At 46.1% G+C, this 19,191-nt stretch carries 20 protein-coding genes; 1 reads left to right on the forward strand and 19 read right to left on the reverse strand.

The window, feature by feature from the left end; genetic code table 11:
- Nucleotides 1-13 precede the first annotated feature (13 nt).
- Both ACQEXP_RS02310 and ACQEXP_RS02315 read right to left on the reverse strand, forming a co-directional pair.
- Entirely contained in the window at nucleotides 14-463 is a 450-nt protein-coding gene (locus tag ACQEXP_RS02310) for an L-alanine exporter AlaE (RefSeq protein WP_269377225.1), read from the reverse strand.
- Between the two features lie 228 nt (nucleotides 464-691).
- A complete protein-coding gene (locus ACQEXP_RS02315) occupies nucleotides 692-3,124 on the reverse strand; it encodes an ATP-binding protein (protein WP_426967914.1) in 2,433 nt (810 codons plus the stop codon).
- Nucleotides 3,125-3,251: 127 nt separating this feature from the next.
- Here ACQEXP_RS02315 and ACQEXP_RS02320 point away from each other — a divergent pair, with 127 nt between their 5' ends.
- Nucleotides 3,252-3,821: a UPF0149 family protein gene (locus ACQEXP_RS02320; RefSeq protein ID WP_269377223.1), complete on the forward strand. Its 570-nt coding sequence runs from the start codon at nucleotides 3,252-3,254 to the stop codon at nucleotides 3,819-3,821.
- Between the two features lie 44 nt (nucleotides 3,822-3,865).
- Here the strand turns inward: ACQEXP_RS02320 and ACQEXP_RS02325 are convergent, their stop codons facing one another.
- The 17 genes from ACQEXP_RS02325 to ruvC form a co-directional block, all read right to left on the reverse strand.
- On the reverse strand, nucleotides 3,866-4,900 hold the full coding sequence (locus tag ACQEXP_RS02325) for a potassium channel family protein (protein ID WP_426967916.1): 1,035 nt from the start codon (nucleotides 4,898-4,900) through the stop codon (nucleotides 3,866-3,868).
- Between the two features lie 105 nt (nucleotides 4,901-5,005).
- Nucleotides 5,006-6,067 carry a quinolinate synthase NadA gene (nadA, locus tag ACQEXP_RS02330; protein ID WP_426967918.1) on the reverse strand — a complete coding sequence of 354 codons (1,062 nt, stop codon included), beginning with the start codon at nucleotides 6,065-6,067 and terminating at the stop codon, nucleotides 5,006-5,008.
- 136 nt (nucleotides 6,068-6,203) lie between these two features.
- A complete protein-coding gene (ybgF, locus tag ACQEXP_RS02335) occupies nucleotides 6,204-6,977 on the reverse strand; it encodes a tol-pal system protein YbgF (RefSeq protein ID WP_426967920.1) in 774 nt (257 codons plus the stop codon).
- 14 nt (nucleotides 6,978-6,991) lie between these two features.
- Complete coding sequence (gene pal / locus ACQEXP_RS02340; RefSeq protein ID WP_269377217.1) at nucleotides 6,992-7,519, reverse strand: peptidoglycan-associated lipoprotein Pal; 528 nt, start codon at nucleotides 7,517-7,519, stop codon at nucleotides 6,992-6,994.
- Between the two features lie 34 nt (nucleotides 7,520-7,553).
- Entirely contained in the window at nucleotides 7,554-8,867 is a 1,314-nt protein-coding gene (tolB, locus tag ACQEXP_RS02345) for a Tol-Pal system beta propeller repeat protein TolB (protein WP_419723650.1), read from the reverse strand.
- A gap of 52 nt (nucleotides 8,868-8,919) precedes the next feature.
- A complete protein-coding gene (gene tolA / locus ACQEXP_RS02350; protein WP_269377351.1) occupies nucleotides 8,920-9,987 on the reverse strand; it encodes a cell envelope integrity protein TolA in 1,068 nt (355 codons plus the stop codon).
- A 12-nt stretch (nucleotides 9,988-9,999) separates the two neighbouring features.
- Nucleotides 10,000-10,443, reverse strand: coding sequence for an ExbD/TolR family protein (locus ACQEXP_RS02355; RefSeq protein ID WP_269377214.1), 444 nt, complete (start codon nucleotides 10,441-10,443; stop codon nucleotides 10,000-10,002).
- A gap of 5 nt (nucleotides 10,444-10,448) precedes the next feature.
- Nucleotides 10,449-11,144, reverse strand: a complete 696-nt coding sequence (tolQ, locus tag ACQEXP_RS02360) for a protein TolQ (RefSeq protein WP_269377213.1) — start codon at nucleotides 11,142-11,144, stop codon at nucleotides 10,449-10,451.
- A complete protein-coding gene (ybgC, locus tag ACQEXP_RS02365; RefSeq protein ID WP_269377212.1) occupies nucleotides 11,134-11,553 on the reverse strand; it encodes a tol-pal system-associated acyl-CoA thioesterase in 420 nt (139 codons plus the stop codon). The genes tolQ and ybgC overlap by 11 nt, the downstream gene beginning before the upstream one ends.
- Before the next feature lie 168 nt (nucleotides 11,554-11,721).
- A complete protein-coding gene (gene ybgE / locus ACQEXP_RS02370) occupies nucleotides 11,722-12,024 on the reverse strand; it encodes a cyd operon protein YbgE (RefSeq protein ID WP_426967923.1) in 303 nt (100 codons plus the stop codon).
- A complete protein-coding gene (gene cydX / locus ACQEXP_RS02375; protein WP_000270284.1) occupies nucleotides 12,017-12,124 on the reverse strand; it encodes a cytochrome bd-I oxidase subunit CydX in 108 nt (35 codons plus the stop codon). The genes ybgE and cydX overlap by 8 nt, the downstream gene beginning before the upstream one ends.
- 12 nt (nucleotides 12,125-12,136) lie before the next feature.
- Complete coding sequence (cydB, locus tag ACQEXP_RS02380) at nucleotides 12,137-13,273, reverse strand: cytochrome d ubiquinol oxidase subunit II (RefSeq protein WP_426967925.1); 1,137 nt, start codon at nucleotides 13,271-13,273, stop codon at nucleotides 12,137-12,139.
- Nucleotides 13,274-13,288: 15 nt separating this feature from the next.
- Nucleotides 13,289-14,875: a cytochrome ubiquinol oxidase subunit I gene (gene cydA / locus ACQEXP_RS02385; protein ID WP_269377208.1), complete on the reverse strand. Its 1,587-nt coding sequence runs from the start codon at nucleotides 14,873-14,875 to the stop codon at nucleotides 13,289-13,291.
- Nucleotides 14,876-15,333: 458 nt separating this feature from the next.
- On the reverse strand, nucleotides 15,334-16,338 hold the full coding sequence (gene ruvB, locus ACQEXP_RS02390) for a Holliday junction branch migration DNA helicase RuvB (protein WP_269377207.1): 1,005 nt from the start codon (nucleotides 16,336-16,338) through the stop codon (nucleotides 15,334-15,336).
- A gap of 12 nt (nucleotides 16,339-16,350) precedes the next feature.
- Nucleotides 16,351-16,968: a Holliday junction branch migration protein RuvA gene (gene ruvA, locus ACQEXP_RS02395; protein WP_426967927.1), complete on the reverse strand. Its 618-nt coding sequence runs from the start codon at nucleotides 16,966-16,968 to the stop codon at nucleotides 16,351-16,353.
- Between the two features lie 77 nt (nucleotides 16,969-17,045).
- Complete coding sequence (locus ACQEXP_RS02400; protein WP_426967929.1) at nucleotides 17,046-18,497, reverse strand: methyl-accepting chemotaxis protein; 1,452 nt, start codon at nucleotides 18,495-18,497, stop codon at nucleotides 17,046-17,048.
- Nucleotides 18,498-18,633: 136 nt separating this feature from the next.
- A complete protein-coding gene (gene ruvC / locus ACQEXP_RS02405; protein WP_269377204.1) occupies nucleotides 18,634-19,155 on the reverse strand; it encodes a crossover junction endodeoxyribonuclease RuvC in 522 nt (173 codons plus the stop codon).
- Between the last annotated feature and the right edge of the window lie 36 nt (nucleotides 19,156-19,191).

A 19,191-nucleotide genomic window follows, 5' to 3' on the forward strand; every position in this document is an offset into this window, starting at 1 on the left:
TACGGCTTATCATCTAGGCTTGTTGATAGTAGCCCGGTACTCGGAACCACTTGCGGCACATATCAAGGAAGTAGCCGTACAGTACGCCCATACCACAAGAGACAATAGCGTTAGACGTCACGGCCGTAATAATTTGATCCGTTGAGGCACCTACCGTGAATAGGATGGCAGCATAAACTGGAGACTGGAACAGAACATAAGCGATGAGGTCAGCTAGGTTTTTAGCCACACCAGATTCTGAAATGCGTCGGCCCTGACGAAGCATAAAGTCACGGAAAAGACCATATGGCCACGCAATGGCGATATTTACAGGAATAGAAAGCGTTCTTGATGCCAGCGACTGCTCAAAAGTCATTCCTGAAATAAAGATCTCAATGATCATTCCAGATACAAAACAGAACACTACCATTGCAAACGTATCTGCAGCCGCGTTACGAATGCAAAAAGGCCCACGAGCTTTCATTTTTACCCTTACCTCAACATAAATTACTACAAAAACAACGACACAATAAAACTTTAAACCACAACCAGAAAGCACACTGGTTTATGTCGCTATTAGAGCACTAATTATTCAGAATTGGATGCTGAAGTTAAACTTAAGTGGTAAATAAACAACCACTTTTGGTGATAAAGTTAGATAAATTCGCTACCTATTGAACTTTAGATTAAAAAATACTCAACTTAGTGTAATTTAGTTACAGTAGTCTTTCATTTGTACAGCAAGGACATCTAAATCATCTTGGTTGGGGAGTTCTCCTGCGGCCAAACAGGATGAAATGGTATCGAGATTTTCCTGAAGCAAAGAGACAGCCACGCCTTCAAGCTGCTGTTTTATTGAGCCTAAACGTTCCTGCGCCTCGGCAAGATCTTGATTTTCAATCGCCATAAAAAACATCATCAAAGGCTCTTCAAGCTTGAGCGCTGTATTTTCCTTTGAGCGGCGAAATAGCTCTGATTTGAATTGATATAATTTATCTGAGTGGCTTAGCAGGGCATCATCCAGCTCAGTTTCGTCTATCGGTTTAGAAACAATGTAGTTCACCCCTGCACCAAACATTCGTTCACGCGTATCTTTAAACACATCGGCAGTACATCCGAAGATTAAGATCTCACTCTGAGAGCCTGCTAGGCTTCTGATTGCCGAAGTTGCTTCCACGCCATCCATGACGGGCATATGGTTATCCATAAGCACCAAGTCATAGCTACCTGTTGCAATAGCATGTACCGCCAGTTCACCATTCTCTACACACTCACAAGTAAACCCTTTGTTGGTCATAAAGGTATTAAGGATGATTGCATTGGTTCGATTATCTTCAACAATCAGCACTTTTAAGCCGTTGTAATCCAGCTTGCGATGTTCAATCAACTCAGAGAACACTGGCTGGCACTGCTCAATACAGAGTGAAACTTCAAAGCTCGAACCAATCCCTAACTCACTGGTAAGCCGTACTTCGCCCTCCATCAATTCACACAGCTGTTTTACGATCGCTAGACCAAGTCCTGTACCACCAAAGCGCCTAGTGGTCGAAGATTCTGCCTGTTCAAACGGCTTAAATACTTTTTGCTGGGCATCTTTGGCAATGCCGATGCCGGTATCTCTCACTCGGATCAGTAGGTAATTTCGAGCGTTGCGCTGTTCTTCTTTAAAATAGACTTCAACGTAGCCTCGTGAGGTAAACTTAACCGCATTGTTGAGCAGGTTGAATAAAATCTGCCTCAAACGAGCTTTGTCACCTTTATACCAACGCGTTGTCGGAACTTCAGAATAGACTTTAAATTGCAGTCCCTTCTCTGCACACAAGGTGTAGTAAACGCTGTTTACGCTGCCGATGATCGATTCCAACGGGAATGGATGATACTCAAGCTCGAGGTGCCCTTGCTCTACTTTAGAAAAATCGAGGATCTCATTGAGCAGGGTCATCATGTGCTCCCCTGACTCATAAAGTGTTTTTAGGTGTTTTCGCTGCTCTTGGTTGAGTTCTGTCTTCTGTAAGATCTGCGCGGTACCCAGCACTCCATTCATTGGAGTTCGAATCTCATGAGACAGGGTCGCAAGGAAAGCACTTTTCGCTTTTGTAGAGGCTTGAGCCTTGATTTTTTCTGCTTCTAAGTAAACCGTTTTTTGGTTGAACGAATCGATCAAATACTTAATCTCATCATTGCTGTTGTAGCGGATGTCGATGCTACCGCCCTCTTTAGACATATCAACACTGCGGGCGATGACACTGATTGGCGTAATGAGGAAACGGTTGATAAGGAAGTAACCTAACATGACACAAGCAAGCATGATCGGTACGATCGCCGCTTCAACCTTAGACACTAGATCATAAACCTGTTCGTCCACTAAGCGTTTAGCATTGACCACATCGACGCTCCAGTTGAAATCCCCGAACTGATGCTGGCTAATATAGATACCATCTGCGAGCTGAAAGTTATATTCCGTGATCACGTCACCGTAGCCGTCCCTCAGGATAACCCCTAAGTCATACTCCTCAGCATGTAAGCGAACAAATTCAACGAGTGTTTCTAGTGAGATATCTACCGTCGCCACGCCAGCAAAGAGATCATTGACGTAGTAAGGTGAAGAGGCGGTAATCATCTGAACATGGGTAAAAGGGTCAATATAAACCGGGGACCAAGAAACGGTACCAATCGGTTTTTCGACAACAGAGGTGTACCACGATTCCTGATCGTATCCACCGGATTCAGGGTTATCCCACGACAAAACCCTATCCACTTGCCCGTCATTGGCTCGATTAAAGAAAAGGCTTTTAAACCCCGTATCCTTATCTATGGAGTAAGGCACTGGCCACAAACCGCCGCTAACGGTAACGCCATCAATAAGAGAGAAGAGGTTATATAGCATCGCGGCCTGATGCTCTTGAGCATCTGTGTTACTGCCCAAACTCACAATTCCCTGCAAGATCCCCAGAGAGCTGTTAATGGGCTCCTCAATCTGCGACGAGATAAGCTGAGTTCGCAAATCAAGATTCATTTCTAGTTGTTCACGCGTAGGAGGCTCTACCACCAAATAGCTGATGGTACCAATTAAGGCGCTCACCATAGCGAGGTAAAGCGCTAGGGCGACGATGCTCTTCCGTTTCAGTGATGAACGTATATCCATAAATCTTTGAATTTTGACTGTTTATAAAAAATTATAGCGAATATATCGTTACAGCAACCTTTTTCTCCCAAGTCTGGGCTGTTACCATTGCCATATCACATGTCCTGATTTTAATAGGGTGTCTAAATTGACTCTACAACAACTGCTCGCATTACCAGAGCTTGAAGGTAAGCTCATCAACGAAGCCAAGACCCATGGTTTTATTACCGCTATGGCAGCCGCGCCTCATATTCTTACTCCCCATGAATGGCTACCTTTCCTATGGGGTGGTGAAGAAGTCGCGCCTTTTAGTGACGGTGAGCAGCTAGAGAGCTACGTTGAGCAGATTATCGCGTTATGGAATGCATACCGCCCTGCTCTGCTGTCGAACCAGTGGCAGTGGCCAGAAAACTGCGCACTAGATGAAGAAGATATCGTCACTGAGGCAACCCGCGACTTCTGTGAAGGCGTATTGCAGGGCTGGCAGCTTTCTCGTGATGATTGGGAAACCATTATGCCAGAAGACAGCGAAGACAACGCCTTACTGGGCGGTGTGCTGTTATCGCTAAGTATGCTTTACGATCCAGAGACCTCAATCGCGACATTGTCTGAGCAAGGGATTGAAGGTTTAGAACAGTTTGAAGAGATCTTCAACGCGATTCCAACCATGCTATGCGGACTTGCTATGCGTGGCTCAATGCTGGCTGAGCAAGAGTAACACTATTGAAAGTGGCCGCTCGCTAAGTCGAACGGCCATTGATACTAGCTTAGTTTTTCCCACTCAAAATTCTCTATTCGCTCGTCAGCGATATAAAAAATCTTGGATCCAGCGACAATCTCACGTTCCAGATCCGGATTGAGTTCTATTCCTTTTCCTACATCTAAAGCAATCAACGTTGAGTGGAAGTGGCGCTTCATATAGTCGAAGGCCAATTCAACCTTAATCGGTGACATAGATTGCGGATAGACGGTGGAATATTGCGTCATACCTCGAGTAGACGCTAACAGCTCTTGATGAAGCGCACTCGAACCTGGGTCAACCGCTGCCTTTGCAAGCATCTCTGCACCAACTGCTGGAATACACTCTGCATTGGGGCAGTGCTGGCTTAACAGTCGACTCAACGCCTCATCTTTAAAATAGGCCAGTAGATGCGCACTCGGATTGACATTGGCACTGTAGAGAGCGGCCGAAAGAGTTATATCGTCTTCCAAATTATCGACAACAATACAGCCAGCCTTATCAATGGCGGCCTTTTCCATCTCTTGTGTGTCGGTGTAACTGGTCACTTTAACGAATCCAATTTCACCAGGAAGTGGGTTTTCAATATCCGAACGACTACACAACACAATCGGGCGCTTTCCCTCTTCTTCATGTTGCAGCATTCGAATCAGGTGAATGGTGCGTTGTCCATTCCATCCTAAAAGCAATATATGATTTTCCACACCAACTCTCCGTTTTCCTAATACACCTGCACGCCAATAATCCACAGCGCCGGCTGCTAAGCGTCCAATTAAAGCCGCAAACAGGGTTAATCCACCCGGAATAACAAGCAACACGACAATCCACTTACCGAGCGAGGTTTGTGGTGAATGGTCGCCATACCCCACCGTCGACGCCGTCACCATCAAAAAATAGATAAAGGTCGAAGGTTCTGAAGTGAGCGCATGCTCACCACTCAGGCTAAGTAGCGTCCAAGAAACAACAATATAGGCAACAACCAAGAGCGCAAGGTTGCGATTGCTCAGATTAAACAGGTTGGAATTCAACCATTTTTTAAACGTTAACCAAAGGGACATGGTGCTCCTTACCTCTACCTCACGAATGGTTATTTAAACCCAAGCACAAGTATAAAAAAACCAGCCACGAAAGCTGGTTTTTATATCTGTGACAACACTCGGCGTTTACGCGTTGCCTTTCACTTGCATATTAAGTTGCTCAGCGAAGTCGAGCATACGGTTCAATGGGATCAGTGACTTCACACGAACGTCTTCATCAACAAAGATTTCATGCTCTTTACCACTATCACGTAGCGCCGATTCGATCGCTTTCAGGCCGTTCATCGCCATCCAAGGACAATGTGCACAGCTACGACATGTTGCGCCCGCCCCTGCTGTTGGAGCTTCAATCAGTTCTTTCTCAGGAACCAACTGTTGCATCTTGAAGAAGATACCTTTATCCGTTGCAACGATCATCTTCTGCTGTGGCAGCTCTTTTGCGGCTTTGATTAGCTGGCTGGTTGAACCCACTGCGTCTGCAAGTTCAACAACACTTGCCGGAGACTCAGGGTGAACCAAAATCGCGGCTTCTGGGTAAAGACCTTTCATCTTGCGCAAAGCGTCGGCGGAAAACTCATCGTGAACCACACACTCACCTTGCCAAAGCAACATGTCTGCGCCAGTTTTATTCGCGATATAAGAACCTAAATGGCGATCTGGACCCCAGATAATTGGCTTGTCTTCAGAATCTAAGTGCTCAACAATCTCTAGCGCGATACTTGATGTAACAACCCAGTCAGCACGTGCTTTCACCGCCGCCGAAGTGTTGGCGTAAACCACAACAGTGTGGTCAGGGTGTGCATCGCAGAATTCAGTAAACTTATCCGCCGGACAACCAAGGTCAAGTGAACACTCGGCTTCTAAGGTCGGCATCAAAATACGTTTTTCAGGCGTAAGAATCTTGGCAGATTCCCCCATAAAGCGAACACCAGCGATGATTAGGGTACTCGCTGGGTGGCGGTTACCAAACTTAGCCATTTCAAGAGAGTCGCCAACAAAACCACCCGTCTCTTCTGCTAACGCCTGAATTTCAGGGTCAGTGTAATAGTGGGCAATTAGGACCGCATCTTTTTCTTTAAGCAGCGCTTTGATGTTTTCAACGTGCGCTTGTTTTTGTTCAGATGTCAGCGGTACTGGCTTTGGAGGGAAAGGGTAAACTGTTTCAATCGTATCTAATATGTGGCTCATTGCTCTTGCTCTACGCAACTTCCGGTAATCCGCGTATTGTAACCTCAACAAGCGCGTCTATTCCAGTTTCCCTAGTAATAAGATAGACAGGAAAGAAAAAAGGAGCGACCAGCGCTCCTTTTCATGGCAATTTTTACTAATTCAAGCGGGTGTTCGCTAGCTTAGCCGAAGCACTGTTCGGGTACTCATCAACCACTTGTTGGAAGTATTTTTTCGCTTGCGCAGCATTGTTGTTTCGCTCGGCGATTTCACCAAGTTTAACCAGTGCATCCGCACGCTTGTTTGAATCTTTGTAAGTCACCACAGCAGCAAAGCTCTTCACTGCGTCTTTATCTTGCTTCTTAGCAAAGTAAAGTTGGCCAAGCCAATAGTGAGAGTTTGGCGTGAAGCTCGAATCTGGATAGTCTTTCTGGAACTGCTGGAAAGCAGCAATCGCACCCGTGTAGTCTCGTTTCTTAAGAATCAAGTCTACTGCGTTTTGATACGCTGTTTGCTCATCGACATCAGAGCTAAATGTACCACCAGTGTTAGCCGCTGAATCTGTCTGTTCAGTCTTAGCTACAGGGGCTACCGCTTGAGATCGTACTTTATCGAGTTCAATAAATAACTCTCGCTGACGCTGCAACATCTGCTGCATGTCATAGGTACTTTTTTCAAGCTGGCCACGCAAATCGCTGATTTCATTAGCCATATCGTCTAATTGTTGCTGCATTTGCAACTGAACACGATTGCGGTTTTCCAATAGGCGCTCTAAGCGCTGAACATCAGTTTCGTTGCTACGAACTGAAGACGAAGAAGTGGCAGAATTGCTACCGCTTAGGTCGGATACTGGAGCTGGTGCAGCGAGAACAGTACTCGCTGCACTTGCCAGTAACGTTAGCGTAACAATGCGCTTAAGGTTACTGAACATGAGGTTTTCCTCAATTAGTACACTAGAACTGCACGGCGGTTCTTAGCGTATACATCTTCTGATTGACCTAGAAGAAGTGGTTTCTCTTCACCGTAGCTTACGATAGAGATTTGGTCAGCTTGAACACCAAGAGCTTCTAGGTATTTAGCAACTGCGTTTGCACGACGCTCGCCTAGTGCGATGTTGTACTCAGGAGTACCACGCTCATCCGCGTGACCTTCGATAGTTACTTTTAGAGCTGGGTTTTTGCTTAGGTATGCTGCGTGTGCTGCTAGCATTTCTTCGTAATCACCCGCGATAGTTGCGTTGTCGAAAGCAAAGTAGATAGTTTGAGTTTCGCGTAGTGCTTGCTCTTTTAGCTCTTGCTCAGACAATAGACCGTTTTGGTCGATTGGTGAAACAACTGTGTTGTCTACAGTTTGAGTTTGGTTTGTCTCAGTAGAACCAGAAGCATTTGCCGCATCATCACTTGAGCTACATGCTGTAACCGCTAGAACTGGTAGCGCAATTAGAAGCCCTTTAAGAACTTTGTTTAGTTGCATTGTTATAGTTTCCTTTATTATTGATACTTACTTGCTACAAAAACGGTGACCATGCTGGAGCACGAACTCGACCATTTGTTGCCGGTAACCTTGCTTTAAAGCGTCCGTCAATAGACACCATAGAAAGAACATTTGTTTTGTTGTAGATAGAGCTGTAAATCACCATGCCACCATTCGGAGCGATGCTTGGTGACTCATCTAGCAACGTTTTAGTCAACGTCTGCATAGCGCCCGTTTCAAGATCTAGCTTGGCTAGGTTGAAACCTGTGTTGCTACGATTGACCATTACCAGGAAGCGACCATCAGGGGTAATTTGACCACCTAGATTCTGGCTCCCTTGCCATGTAATACGTTTGGTTGATCCGCCTGCCAAATCTACTTGATAAATCTGAGGTTTTCCACCCCGATCCGAAGTAAAGATGAGAGATTTACCATCTGGATGCCAAAACGGTTCAGTATTGTTCGCTCGACCGCTGGTAATTTGAGTCAATTTACGAGTATTCAGGTCAAGCGTGTAAACCTGCAAGCTGCCTGTTTTCGACAACACGAGTGCAAGCTGAGAACCGTCCGGAGAGAATCTTGGCGCACCATTGTGACGAGGGTATGACGTAACTTTCTCACGTTCACCTGTGTAGATGTTCATGATGAAGATTTCAGCTTGGCCATTTTGGAAGCTAACATAAGCCAGCTTTTTACCATCTGGTGACCATGCTGGTGACATCAAAGGTTGTTTTGAACGAAGCACAAGGCGCTCGTTGTAGCCGTCATAATCAGAAACGCGTAACTGGTACGGGAACTGATCTTTATCATTCACCACGACATAGGCGATACGAGTCAGGAACGCGCCCTTCTCACCAGTAAGTGCCTCATAAACCAGATCAGAGATACGGTGAGCGTACTCTCTCATGCGTTTACCCGGTACCGTCGCTCGCTTGTTAAATAGCACATGATCTTTCGATAGCACCAACTGACCATCATCACTAAGCGCCTTGCTTTGACCTTGAGTCAGTTGACCACGAACCACATCAACAAGTTGGTAGTTAATCACATAGTCGCCTTTGGCGTCTTGCGAGATTGAGCCGGTAACTAAGGCATCCACACCTAAACCAGTCCAAGCATTAAAGTCTACTTCAGCATCGCTGTAGGGGGTTTGTGGCATTTTGCTGGTCGCCACTGGGCTAAATTTACCACTGCGTTGAAGATCCGATGCGATCACCGCAGAGACATCTTCAGGCAACTTAGTACTGCCTTCCCATTTAAACGGGACAATAGCGATTGGACGAGCCGAATCGATACCATCTGTAATCACAAGTTCCAGTGCCGCATTGGCTACTTGAAACGCGCTCATCACGGTGAGCATACATCCTAATACTAGTCGCTTTAACACAAGCTTTTCCTTATTACTCAGGTACTACGGTTAAATTGATATTCTTAACTTTTTCGATAATGTCAGGGTCTTTAGGCAGCGGGAAACTGTTCACCTGTGCCACCGCGCGCTTCGTAGCTGCGCACAAACGGCTGTCTCCGCCTAAAACCGACAAATTACCCAATATTGCGTCTGCTCCGGTAGGGATCAGACGCAAGTTAACTCGACAAGACTTTCCCCTAAAGCTGTCCTCCAGTAGGAGGTTTTGCTGAATAAGTTGGGTATAGATCGCCCCATAGCGCTGCGCTTCGTTTGCCACGTGGCTTGATCGAGCTGAAGTATTGGCTTCAGCCTCCGTCTCTAAGCCAGCAAAGATATCGTTAAGTGCCGCTTCTTGCTCTTTACGCTCACGTTCAATTCGCTCTAAACGTTCTTTCTCTTGGCGAGCTTTCTCTGCGGCTTCTTTCGCTGCTTTTTCTTTGGCTATGCGATCTTGTTCCGCTTTTTCAGCAGCTTCGCGCTCACGACGTGCTTTCTCTTCAGCCGCTTTGGCCGCTTTTTCACGTTCGATTCGCTCTTGCTCAGCTTTGGCAATCGCCGCTTCTTTGGCTAATCGTTCTTGTTCCGCTTTCTTGATCGCTTGCTCTTTTGCTTTGCGCTCTTCTTCGAGCTTAGCGACACGTTGCTTCTCTTCACGTGCACGTTGCTCTTCCGCTTTGCGCTCTTTCTCTTTAGCAATACGTTGTTTTTCAGCCTCACGAGCCGCTTTCGCTTCTTTCGCTTGCTGCTCTTTTAGCTTACGGATCCGCTCTTCTTCAGCTTTGCGGTTCTTTTCTAACTGCTCGCTTTCACGGCGAAGCTTATCCAAACGGTCTTGCTCTTTTTTCGCCGCTTCTTCACGCTGACTACGAATTTGCTGCGCTTGCTGCCTAACAAGGCTTGGGTCAATTACCACAGCCTGTACCATATTGCCCGTTGGCTCAGGTTTCGACATAGTAAAATCAGTCCCCCAGATCAAAGCGACGATTAAGAGTGCGTGCAAAGCCGCCGATATCGCTATCGGCTTCTTGTAGTCGTTCTGTTTAGATTTAGTTTCTTTCATGGACAACGAAAGCTATTCCTTTATGTCCGTTAGCAATCCAACCTTAGGAATACCAGCACGGCTTAGTTCATCCAGTACCAAAACAACGTCAGCATATGGCGTTGCAGCGTCACCACCTACGGCAACAGGCGAATCGGGTTTGAGTGACAGTTCCGCTTTGACACGGACAATAAGATCTTGCAGTGAGATACCACGCATAACCTCTTCATCATTCACGCTCAAGCCCAAGTTACCTTCTTTGTCGATTTCGACAATGATAAAGCTCGCATCACTATCGCCAGCTAATTCTGAAGCGGGCTGTGCGGTTGCTGTTTTTGGCAATTCAACATCAACGCCTTGGGTAACAAAAGGTGACGTCACCATAAAAATAATCAACAGTACTAACATCACATCGATGTACGGTACCACGTTGATTTCGGCAGTCATTTTGCGCTTTTTGGGTTGGTAACCAGCCATCGCAGTTATTCCTTACCCGATTCTCTGCCCGCCATAGCCTGACGGTGTAGGATGCTGTGGAACTCTTCTGAGAAGGTCGCGTAGTTATGTTCTAACTTACCCACTTTGTTGCTTAGACGGTTGTACGCCATAACTGCCGGAATAGCAGCAAATAGACCCATTGCCGTTGCAACCAGTGCTTCTGCGATACCCGGAGCAACCATAGCGAGCGTGGCTTGCTTCACTTCACCAAGAGCGATGAAGGCATGCATGATACCCCATACCGTACCAAAAAGACCGATATACGGGCTGATTGAGCCTACCGTTGCAAGAAACGGCAGATTAGTTTCAAGTTCATCCACTTCGCGAGAAACCGCAACGCGCATTGCACGCCCTGTTCCTTCCATAATGAAGTCAGGAGAATCTGCATTGGATTTGCGTAGACGAGCAAACTCGGTAAAGCCAGAATAGAAAATCTCTTCTGTACCCGCCAGTTCGTCCTTACGCTTCTTTGCGTTCTGGTACAAGATCGAGAGATCAGTACCAGACCAGAATTTGTCTTCAAACGTTTCTGCTTCTTTAGAAGCTTGAGAAAGTACTTTACTACGCTTGATGATCATCGCCCAAGAGACGATCGACATGCCTAACAAAATCAGCATAACCATTTTTACTAACAGGCTGGCCTGTAAGAAAAGGTCTAGCATCGAGATATCAGCGGTCACTATCAGTTAACTCCATAACTATTGATTGAGGCATAGCTTTTGGCCTCATTTTCTTATTATCGATACATGCTACCTTAACCATTGCCTTACACAATATTTTACCGTCAGGATTAACGATCTCCTGACAGAAGGTTAAGGATGCTTTTTTAAGGTCAGCAATTTGAGTTGTTACCGTCAGGTGATCGTCAAGACGAGCACCTTGTAAAAAATCGATGTCCATGTGTCGGACTACAAAGCCGAGATTTTGTTCCAATAACAGTTGTTGCGAGACACCAATTGTGCGAAGCAGCTCAGTGCGAGCACGTTCAAAAAACTTTAAATAGTTAGAATGGTAAACCACTCCTCCCGCATCGGTATCTTCATAATAAACCGTCACCGGCCACTCAAACTTTGTGTTGGTATCCTGCACGTTTGTGTCCACAACTTGGTTTTTGCTAAAGGGATACTATAACGCAACTCGTCACTACCTGTGCAAGCGTAATTGAGTGTTTTCAAAGCTTGAAACAAAAAAAAGCGCAACCCCTTCAATGAGTCGCGCTTTTTTTATACAAAATGTATGGAGTTTAACCCCACCTCACTACAGCAGACGAATAACCGTTAAGTAAATCAGTATCGTCAGTGAGCAATATGGACTGAACAAAAGCTGCCAGTACCAATTGCGTGGTTTAAATCCTACTCCAAACACCATGCTAGAGCAGATCGCCCAGATCATCAGTGGAGAGATAATTGGATTAAAGCCACCAATTGAGGCGGAATAGAGTTCTGGATCCCACATCACCATAGCAACATGATAGAAACCTAGAACTAGGGATAAGACTCTAAACAGAGTCTTATCGACAGGTGCATGTAACTTAGCGACCTGCGCAGCGAGATCACTCACTGTCTTTGTCCATCATTTCTGAGTGCTCTAACCAAAGAGCGTTGATGATTCCGAATGCACACGCAAGTAGTACACCTAAAATCCATGCAAAATACCACATAGTCAATGCTCCTTAGTAAGCTGAAACGTCGTTGTCTTCGATATGTTTCTTATCTAGACGACCGAACATTTTGTAGTAAGTCCAAGTCGTGTAGCCAAGAATCACAGGAACCATTACCGCTGCAACCGCAGTCATCAGACCTAGAGTAAGTTCACTCGCAGTTGAATCCCACATTGTTAAGCTGTGGTTTGGTACCAAACTTGAAGGCATGACAAATGGGAACATTGCAAAACCAGCAGTAAGAATAACACCCGCGTTAGACAAGCTTGAGAATAGGAAAGCAAAGCCACCACGCTCAAAACGAGACGCTACTACCGCTAGCAGTGGCATGAATACACCAAGAGCTGGCGCAATCCACATTGCAGGGTAAGTTTCGAAGTTGGTCATCCAAGCACCGACTTGCAGAGCCACTTCTTTGTTTAGTGGGTTAGAGTCTGCAAACGTATCGATTGTGCTCGTTAACACGTAACCTTCGATGTTTTGAACCCAGAAGCCACCAGCAACAAATAGTGCGACTGCAACAAGGCCTGCGATTTGTGCAACGTTGCGTGCACGCTCATGTAGCGCTTCAGTGGTTTTCATCTGTAGCCATGTTGCACCTTGGAGGACAAATAGCATCAGGCTTAACACACCACATAGCAGAGCGAATGGGTTTAGCAGTGCGAAGAAGGTACCTTTGTACTCAGACATAAGTAGGTAGTTCAACTCAAATGGTACGCCTTGTAGCAGGTTACCAAATGCCACACCAAAGATGATTGGTGGTACTGTGCCGCTAAAGCAAAGTGCGTAGTCCCAAGCTTTACGCCATTTTGGATCTTCGATCTTTGAACGGTAATCAAGAGCAAGTGGACGTAACCAAAGCGCAGCTAGAGTGACATACATTGCTAGGTAGAAACCAGAGAACGACGTTGCATACACTAATGGCCACGCCGCAAATAGCGCACCACCAGCGGTGATTAACCAAACTTGGTTGCCATCCCAGTGAGGAGCAATCGTGTTTAGCATAATACGACGTTCAGTGTCGCTTTTACCGATAACAGGTGAAAGCGAAGCAACACCCATATCAAAACCATCAGTTACCGCGAAGCCTACCAGTAATACACCGATTAGGATCCACCAGATAAGTCGTAAGATTTCGTAATCAAACATTTAATAATCCCTCACTTAAACTTCGACTGAACGGCCGACTTTGTCTTCAACAGAGTTAGCGTTTTGTTCAAAGTGGTAGCGACCTGTTTTTAGGCTGCTCGGGCCTTTACGCGCGAACTTAACCATTAGGTAAACTTCAGCGATTAGGAACACTGTGTATAGCGCTAGAATAGCGAACAGTGACGTCCATAGCTCAGCAAGTGTTAGCGCAGAGGCGGCAACGTGGGTCGGTAAGATTTCACCAACAGCCCATGGTTGACGACCGTACTCTGCAACAAACCAACCTGCTTCGATCGCAATCCAAGGTAGAGGAATGCTGAACAGTGCCGCTTTAAGGATCCAAGGTTTTTGTTCGATCTTCTGACGACATGTTTGTACAAACGCCGCGCCAAATACGAACAACATAATGAAGCCACAAGCCACCATGATACGGAATGACCAGAATAGTGGCCAAACTTTAGGGATAGAATCATCCGCTGCCGCTTGGATTTGTTCTTCTGTCGCATCAACAACTTCGTCTGTGTAACGTTTCAGAAGTAGGCCGTAACCAAGGTCACCTTTCACTTCATCAAACGCTGCCATGTTTTCTGGAGTCTTGTCGCCAGCACGCAGTTTCTCTAGCAACTCGTACGCGTACATACCAGTACGGATACGCTCAACGTGCTCGTCACGTAGATCACGTAGACCTGTCACTTGCTCATCGAATGAACGAGTCGCAATGATACCCATCACGTAAGGGATCTTAATGGCGTAGTCCGTGTGCATTGTCTCTTGGTTTGGTAGACCAAACAGAGTGAATGCTGCTGGAGCAGGTTCTGTGTGCCACTCTGCTTCTACCGCAGCAAGTTTCACTTTCTGAACTTCACCAAGCTCGTAACCAGATTCATCACCTAGGACGATAACTGATAGGATGGCAGCCATACCGAAAGAGGCAGCGATAGCAAATGAACGACGTGCGAACGCGATGTCACGACCTTTTAATAGGTAGTATGAGCTGATGCCTAGAATAAACATTGCGCCAGTCGTGTAACCAGAAGCAACCGTATGAACGAATTTAACCTGAGCCACTGGGTTTAGAACAACCTCGGCAAAGCTCACCATCTCCATACGCATGGTTTCAAAGTTAAATTCCGCGCCAACTGGGTTTTGCATCCAGCCATTTGCCACAAGAATCCAAAGTGCAGAGAAGTTAGAACCAAGCGCTACTAGCCAAGTCACGGCTAAGTGTTGACGTTTTGATAAGCGATCCCAGCCAAAAAAGAACAGACCAACAAATGTCGATTCTAGGAAAAAGGCTACTAGTGCTTCGATCGCCAAAGGTGCACCGAAAATATCACCTACGTAATGTGAATAGTAAGACCAGTTGGTACCAAACTGGAACTCCATGGTTAGGCCGGTAGCCACGCCTAGAGCGAAGTTAATACCGAAAAGCTTACCCCAGAACTTTGTCATGTCCTTGTAGATTTGCTTGTCCGTCATTACGTACAGAGATTCCATGATGGCTAATAGGAAGGCCATACCTAGAGTCAGTGGTACGAAGAGGAAGTGATACATCGCTGTCAGTGCAAATTGCAATCGCGACAGATCAACTACGTCAATCATGTTTACTCCTATGTGTCGGCTGAAGACACTCTTTCCATTAATGCATTGTTATTAATCGTTGAACGAACTTAACTCGTGTTACCAGTTATAGGCAATGTGTTGCAAAAATGTACCGTAATGGTTAGTTAATTGTTAAGCATCAGCTAATATAGCTGGGGCTAATATTACTGCTAAAAACAGGTTGTTTCAAAAGGTTTATAGACAGAGTTCGCTTTGATTTGTATCAACTTTTGTGCGGCATTTTTGATTAAAAAAGCGGCATTTTGATCTGGATCAAGCGTTTTGAAACCCATTTGTTAAAGGAGGGTTGCTCACAGCTAGTAAATTACTATTTATGCAAAACAAGTGGTTAACAACTCACTCATTTGCATTACCTATTTAGTGGTAGGTAATTTGGTTTAATGTGATTTCGATCACTAATAATAAAAAGCCAGCAAGAATTTGCTGGCAGTGAAAACTTATTTTTCAATTCCGAAATGAAGATAGGCTCTATCGGTGGCAATCCTGCCTCGCGGTGTTCGTTGCAGATAACCTTGTTGAATAAGATAAGGCTCAAGAACATCTTCAATGGTATCTTTTTCTTCGCCGATCGCTGCGGCCATGTTATCAAGCCCAACGGGACCACCGCCAAATTTTTCCATAATGGCTAATAGCAGTTTCCTATCCATGTAGTCGAACCCTTGAGCATCCACGTCAAGCATGTTGAGCGCTTTGTCTGCCACTTCAGCACAAATGTGACCGTTCCCCTTCACTTCCGCGTAGTCACGTACACGTCTAAGCAAGCGGTTAGCAATACGCGGTGTCCCACGAGCGCGACGCGCAACCTCTAGAGCACCTTCAGCTTCCATCGAAAGACCGAGACAATCCGCACTGCGTTGAACAATGTTCTGTAGATCTGGGATCTTGTAATACTCAAGACGCTGCGTAATACCAAAACGGTCTCGCAGAGGAGAGGTCAGAGAGCCAGCACGCGTCGTCGCCCCGATTAACGTGAACGGTGGTAAGTCGATTTTAATCGAGCGAGCCGCAGGGCCTTCACCAATCATGATGTCTAATTGATAATCTTCCATCGCTGGGTAGAGCACCTCTTCCACCATTGGGCTCAGGCGGTGAATTTCATCGATGAAGAGCACGTCGTTCTCTTCAAGGTTGGTCAGTAAGGCGGCCAAATCACCCGCTTTCTCCAACACAGGGCCAGAAGTTGTACGGATGTTTACGTTCATTTCATTCGCGACAATATTCGCCAAGGTCGTCTTACCCAAACCTGGAGGACCAAATATCAGCAGATGATCCAGTGCTTCATTTCTCAACTGAGCCGCTTTAATGAAGATTTCCATCTGGTTACGGACGTGATCTTGCCCTTTGTAGTCCTCTAACTTCTTAGGGCGTATCGCACGGTCGATAACATCTTCTTCTTTGTAGATCGTATTGTCTGGTGCTATTAAGCGATCCGCTTCAATCATGACTGATACCTTTTAAACCATCGACTTCAGGGCTTCACGAATCAATTGCTCACTGCTCATCTCTGGTTTCATTACCTGAGAAACCACTTTTGAGGCTTGAACGGGTTTGTACCCCAGCGCGAGCAGTGCACTGATCGCCTCTTCTTCTACGCTCGACTGAGCAGCGTCTGGCACTGAGTCAATTGGTGCAGCATCAGTGTAAGGTGTAAAGAGATCACCAGCACTCCATCCCTTGAGACGGTCTTTCATCTCAACCACAAGTCGCTCAGCTGTCTTTTTACCCACCCCAGGTAGCTTCACCAGTGTCGAGATATCTTCTCTTTCGACGCTGGCAACAAACTGGCTCGCCGTCATGCCCGATAATATGCCCAGACCCAGTTTAGGACCAACGCCATTTGCTTTAATCACTTCTCTAAACAACGCACGTTCTTTGACTGTATTAAAACCGTAGAGTAGCTGCGCATCTTCACGTACCACGAAGTGAGTATAGATGATGGCTTCTTCACCAACATTTGGTAGCTCATAGAAACAGCTCATCGGCATCTGAACTTCGTAGCCAATACCATTAACTTCAATCAATAATTCAGGTGGTTGTTTTTCAATTAGAATGCCGCGCAGACGTCCAATCACAGTGGATACTCTTAGAAATGAATTTGCGACAGGATAATAAAGAACTGGATAGACATCCAGTCCTTTATCATCATTGACTAGATTTTTGAGACAACTTGATCAAGTTGAGAGGTCAGTGTGCGGACTGCATCGACCTGTAGGTTGAGCTCGGCACCATTTTGCGCCACACTCGCCGAAATGGATTTAGTCGCAACCACGCTATTGGCGACCTCACTGCTGACTTGATCAAGCTCCTTGAGTGCCAGCATTTGATTTGCCATATTGCTCGCCAGCCCTTTTACGTCCTGAGATATCGCCGACACTTGTTCGATCATCTGCTTCATCTTTTCAGCGCTGGAATTAACAACGTCTTGACCGTGTTTGACCTCTTGTTCACTTCGGTCGAGAAGGTTTCTGATTTCAACAGCAGAATGGCTGCTCTTTGCCGAAAGTTCTCGTACCTGTTCGGCCACCACCGCAAAGCCTCGCCCCTGTTCCCCTGCCCTAGCTGCTTCTATGGCTGCATTTAACGCCAAAAGATTGGTTTGCTCTGCAACAGAAGTGATCAGATCCGCCACCTTCATAATTTGTTCGTGACTACCGATAATCTGGCTGATTGCTGCCGTGGAGTCTTCTAGCAGCTGCGAGCTCGTTTGAGCCTGTTGATGCACCGCATCGCTGCGCTGTCGCAACTCATCCACAAAGCGGGTTGAATCTTCAATACCATCTGCCAGTTGATGAACTTGTTCACTCATCTGCTCCGCAGCGCTGGCTTGGGATTCACAATTGATGTTTAGACTCGACACTTGCTCGTCTAAAGTGACCGACTGTTCTTCAAGTACTTTGGACACATCTTTAAGCTGGAGAGAATTTTGGTTTGCCTGTTCGAGGACATGGCTTAGATTTTTTTCACCAAGCAAAGCCTGTTGTGCAATCGCTTCACTGTCGCCTTTTGCTCGCTCCGCAATCTCTATCGCTTTGTCTCGTTGACTCGCCGTAAATGCCTGTGCAATGCAGATAACCACGAGTGGTAATACCGTACCAGACCAGATTTCAACTCTCTGCGCCGATGCGCTCAGCTCCAGCACTGGAAACGCCTGACCAGATACGTGCATGTAAGTCATGATTGCGGAAAGCAGAATAACAACACCACTCCAGGTCACGGCCATAACCCGTGTACCAGAGAGGAAGAACGCCACGATAAGCAGAGGTACCCAATAGGTTTGTGATGAATCGACCACCCCACCACTCTGATAGATGATATTGAGCGCATGTATCGCCATACCCACAAAACCGAGGTTTAAAGCCATTATCGGATGCTTGAAAAATCGTAGGCATAAGGCGGCGGTCAATTCAAATCCGATCAGCAACAACGAGGTCGTAATCAGGCTATCATGGCCATGCTTTGACCATTTGAACAGACTGTATAGCCCGACAAGAAAGGCAATAAAGGTGAAAAGTGCCAGCGTATCAGCTTGGCGTTGTTGAGCTTTGTTCCATTGAGTTTCATTTGGCATGCAGATGCGACGCCACAGTAAAGTGGGGTTCATGTTCAATCTTCCCTGATCGAATACTTATTAGACCTCTGACCACTATATTGACGCAACATTTTGATAACAAATCGAATAATCAGAACTGCTCGATATGTCTCAGTTTTAATGCAATGACCATCACTCAGTGCGAGGTCTATCGATAACGACCTCGACGGGCACTGCTTGCCTTTCCTGCCATCGCAATCAGGGTTTTATTGGTATTGGCATGACAAATTGCCACGCCCAAAGCATCGGCAGCATCGGCTTGCGGACGACCAGGTAACTTCAACATCTGTTGTACCATATGCTGAACCTGCTCTTTGTCTGCCCCGCCCGTTCCTGTCACCGCTTGTTTGATCAATCTTGCCGCGTATTCATAAACGGGCAGTTCAGCATTAACCGCAGCCACAATAGCGCTACCACGAGCTTGACCAAGCTTTAATGCTGAATCAGCGTTTCGTGCCATAAAGACTTGCTCAATGGCAAAAACGTCCGGTTGAAACTGAGTGATGATTTCTGAAACTCCGGCGTAAATCTGCTTCAATCGCCCCGGAAGTTCTTTTTCTGAGGTGCGTATACATCCACTACCAAGATATTGGAGGTGGCGACCATTTTGACGTATGACCCCGTATCCCGTGATTCGAGAGCCAGGGTCAATACCAAGTATTACTGACATTGATACCTAATCGATATGTTTTTTTGTTCAGTGACA

This window comes from Vibrio sp. TRT 1302, from assembly GCF_050113875.1.
GTDB lineage: Bacteria > Pseudomonadota > Gammaproteobacteria > Enterobacterales > Vibrionaceae > Vibrio.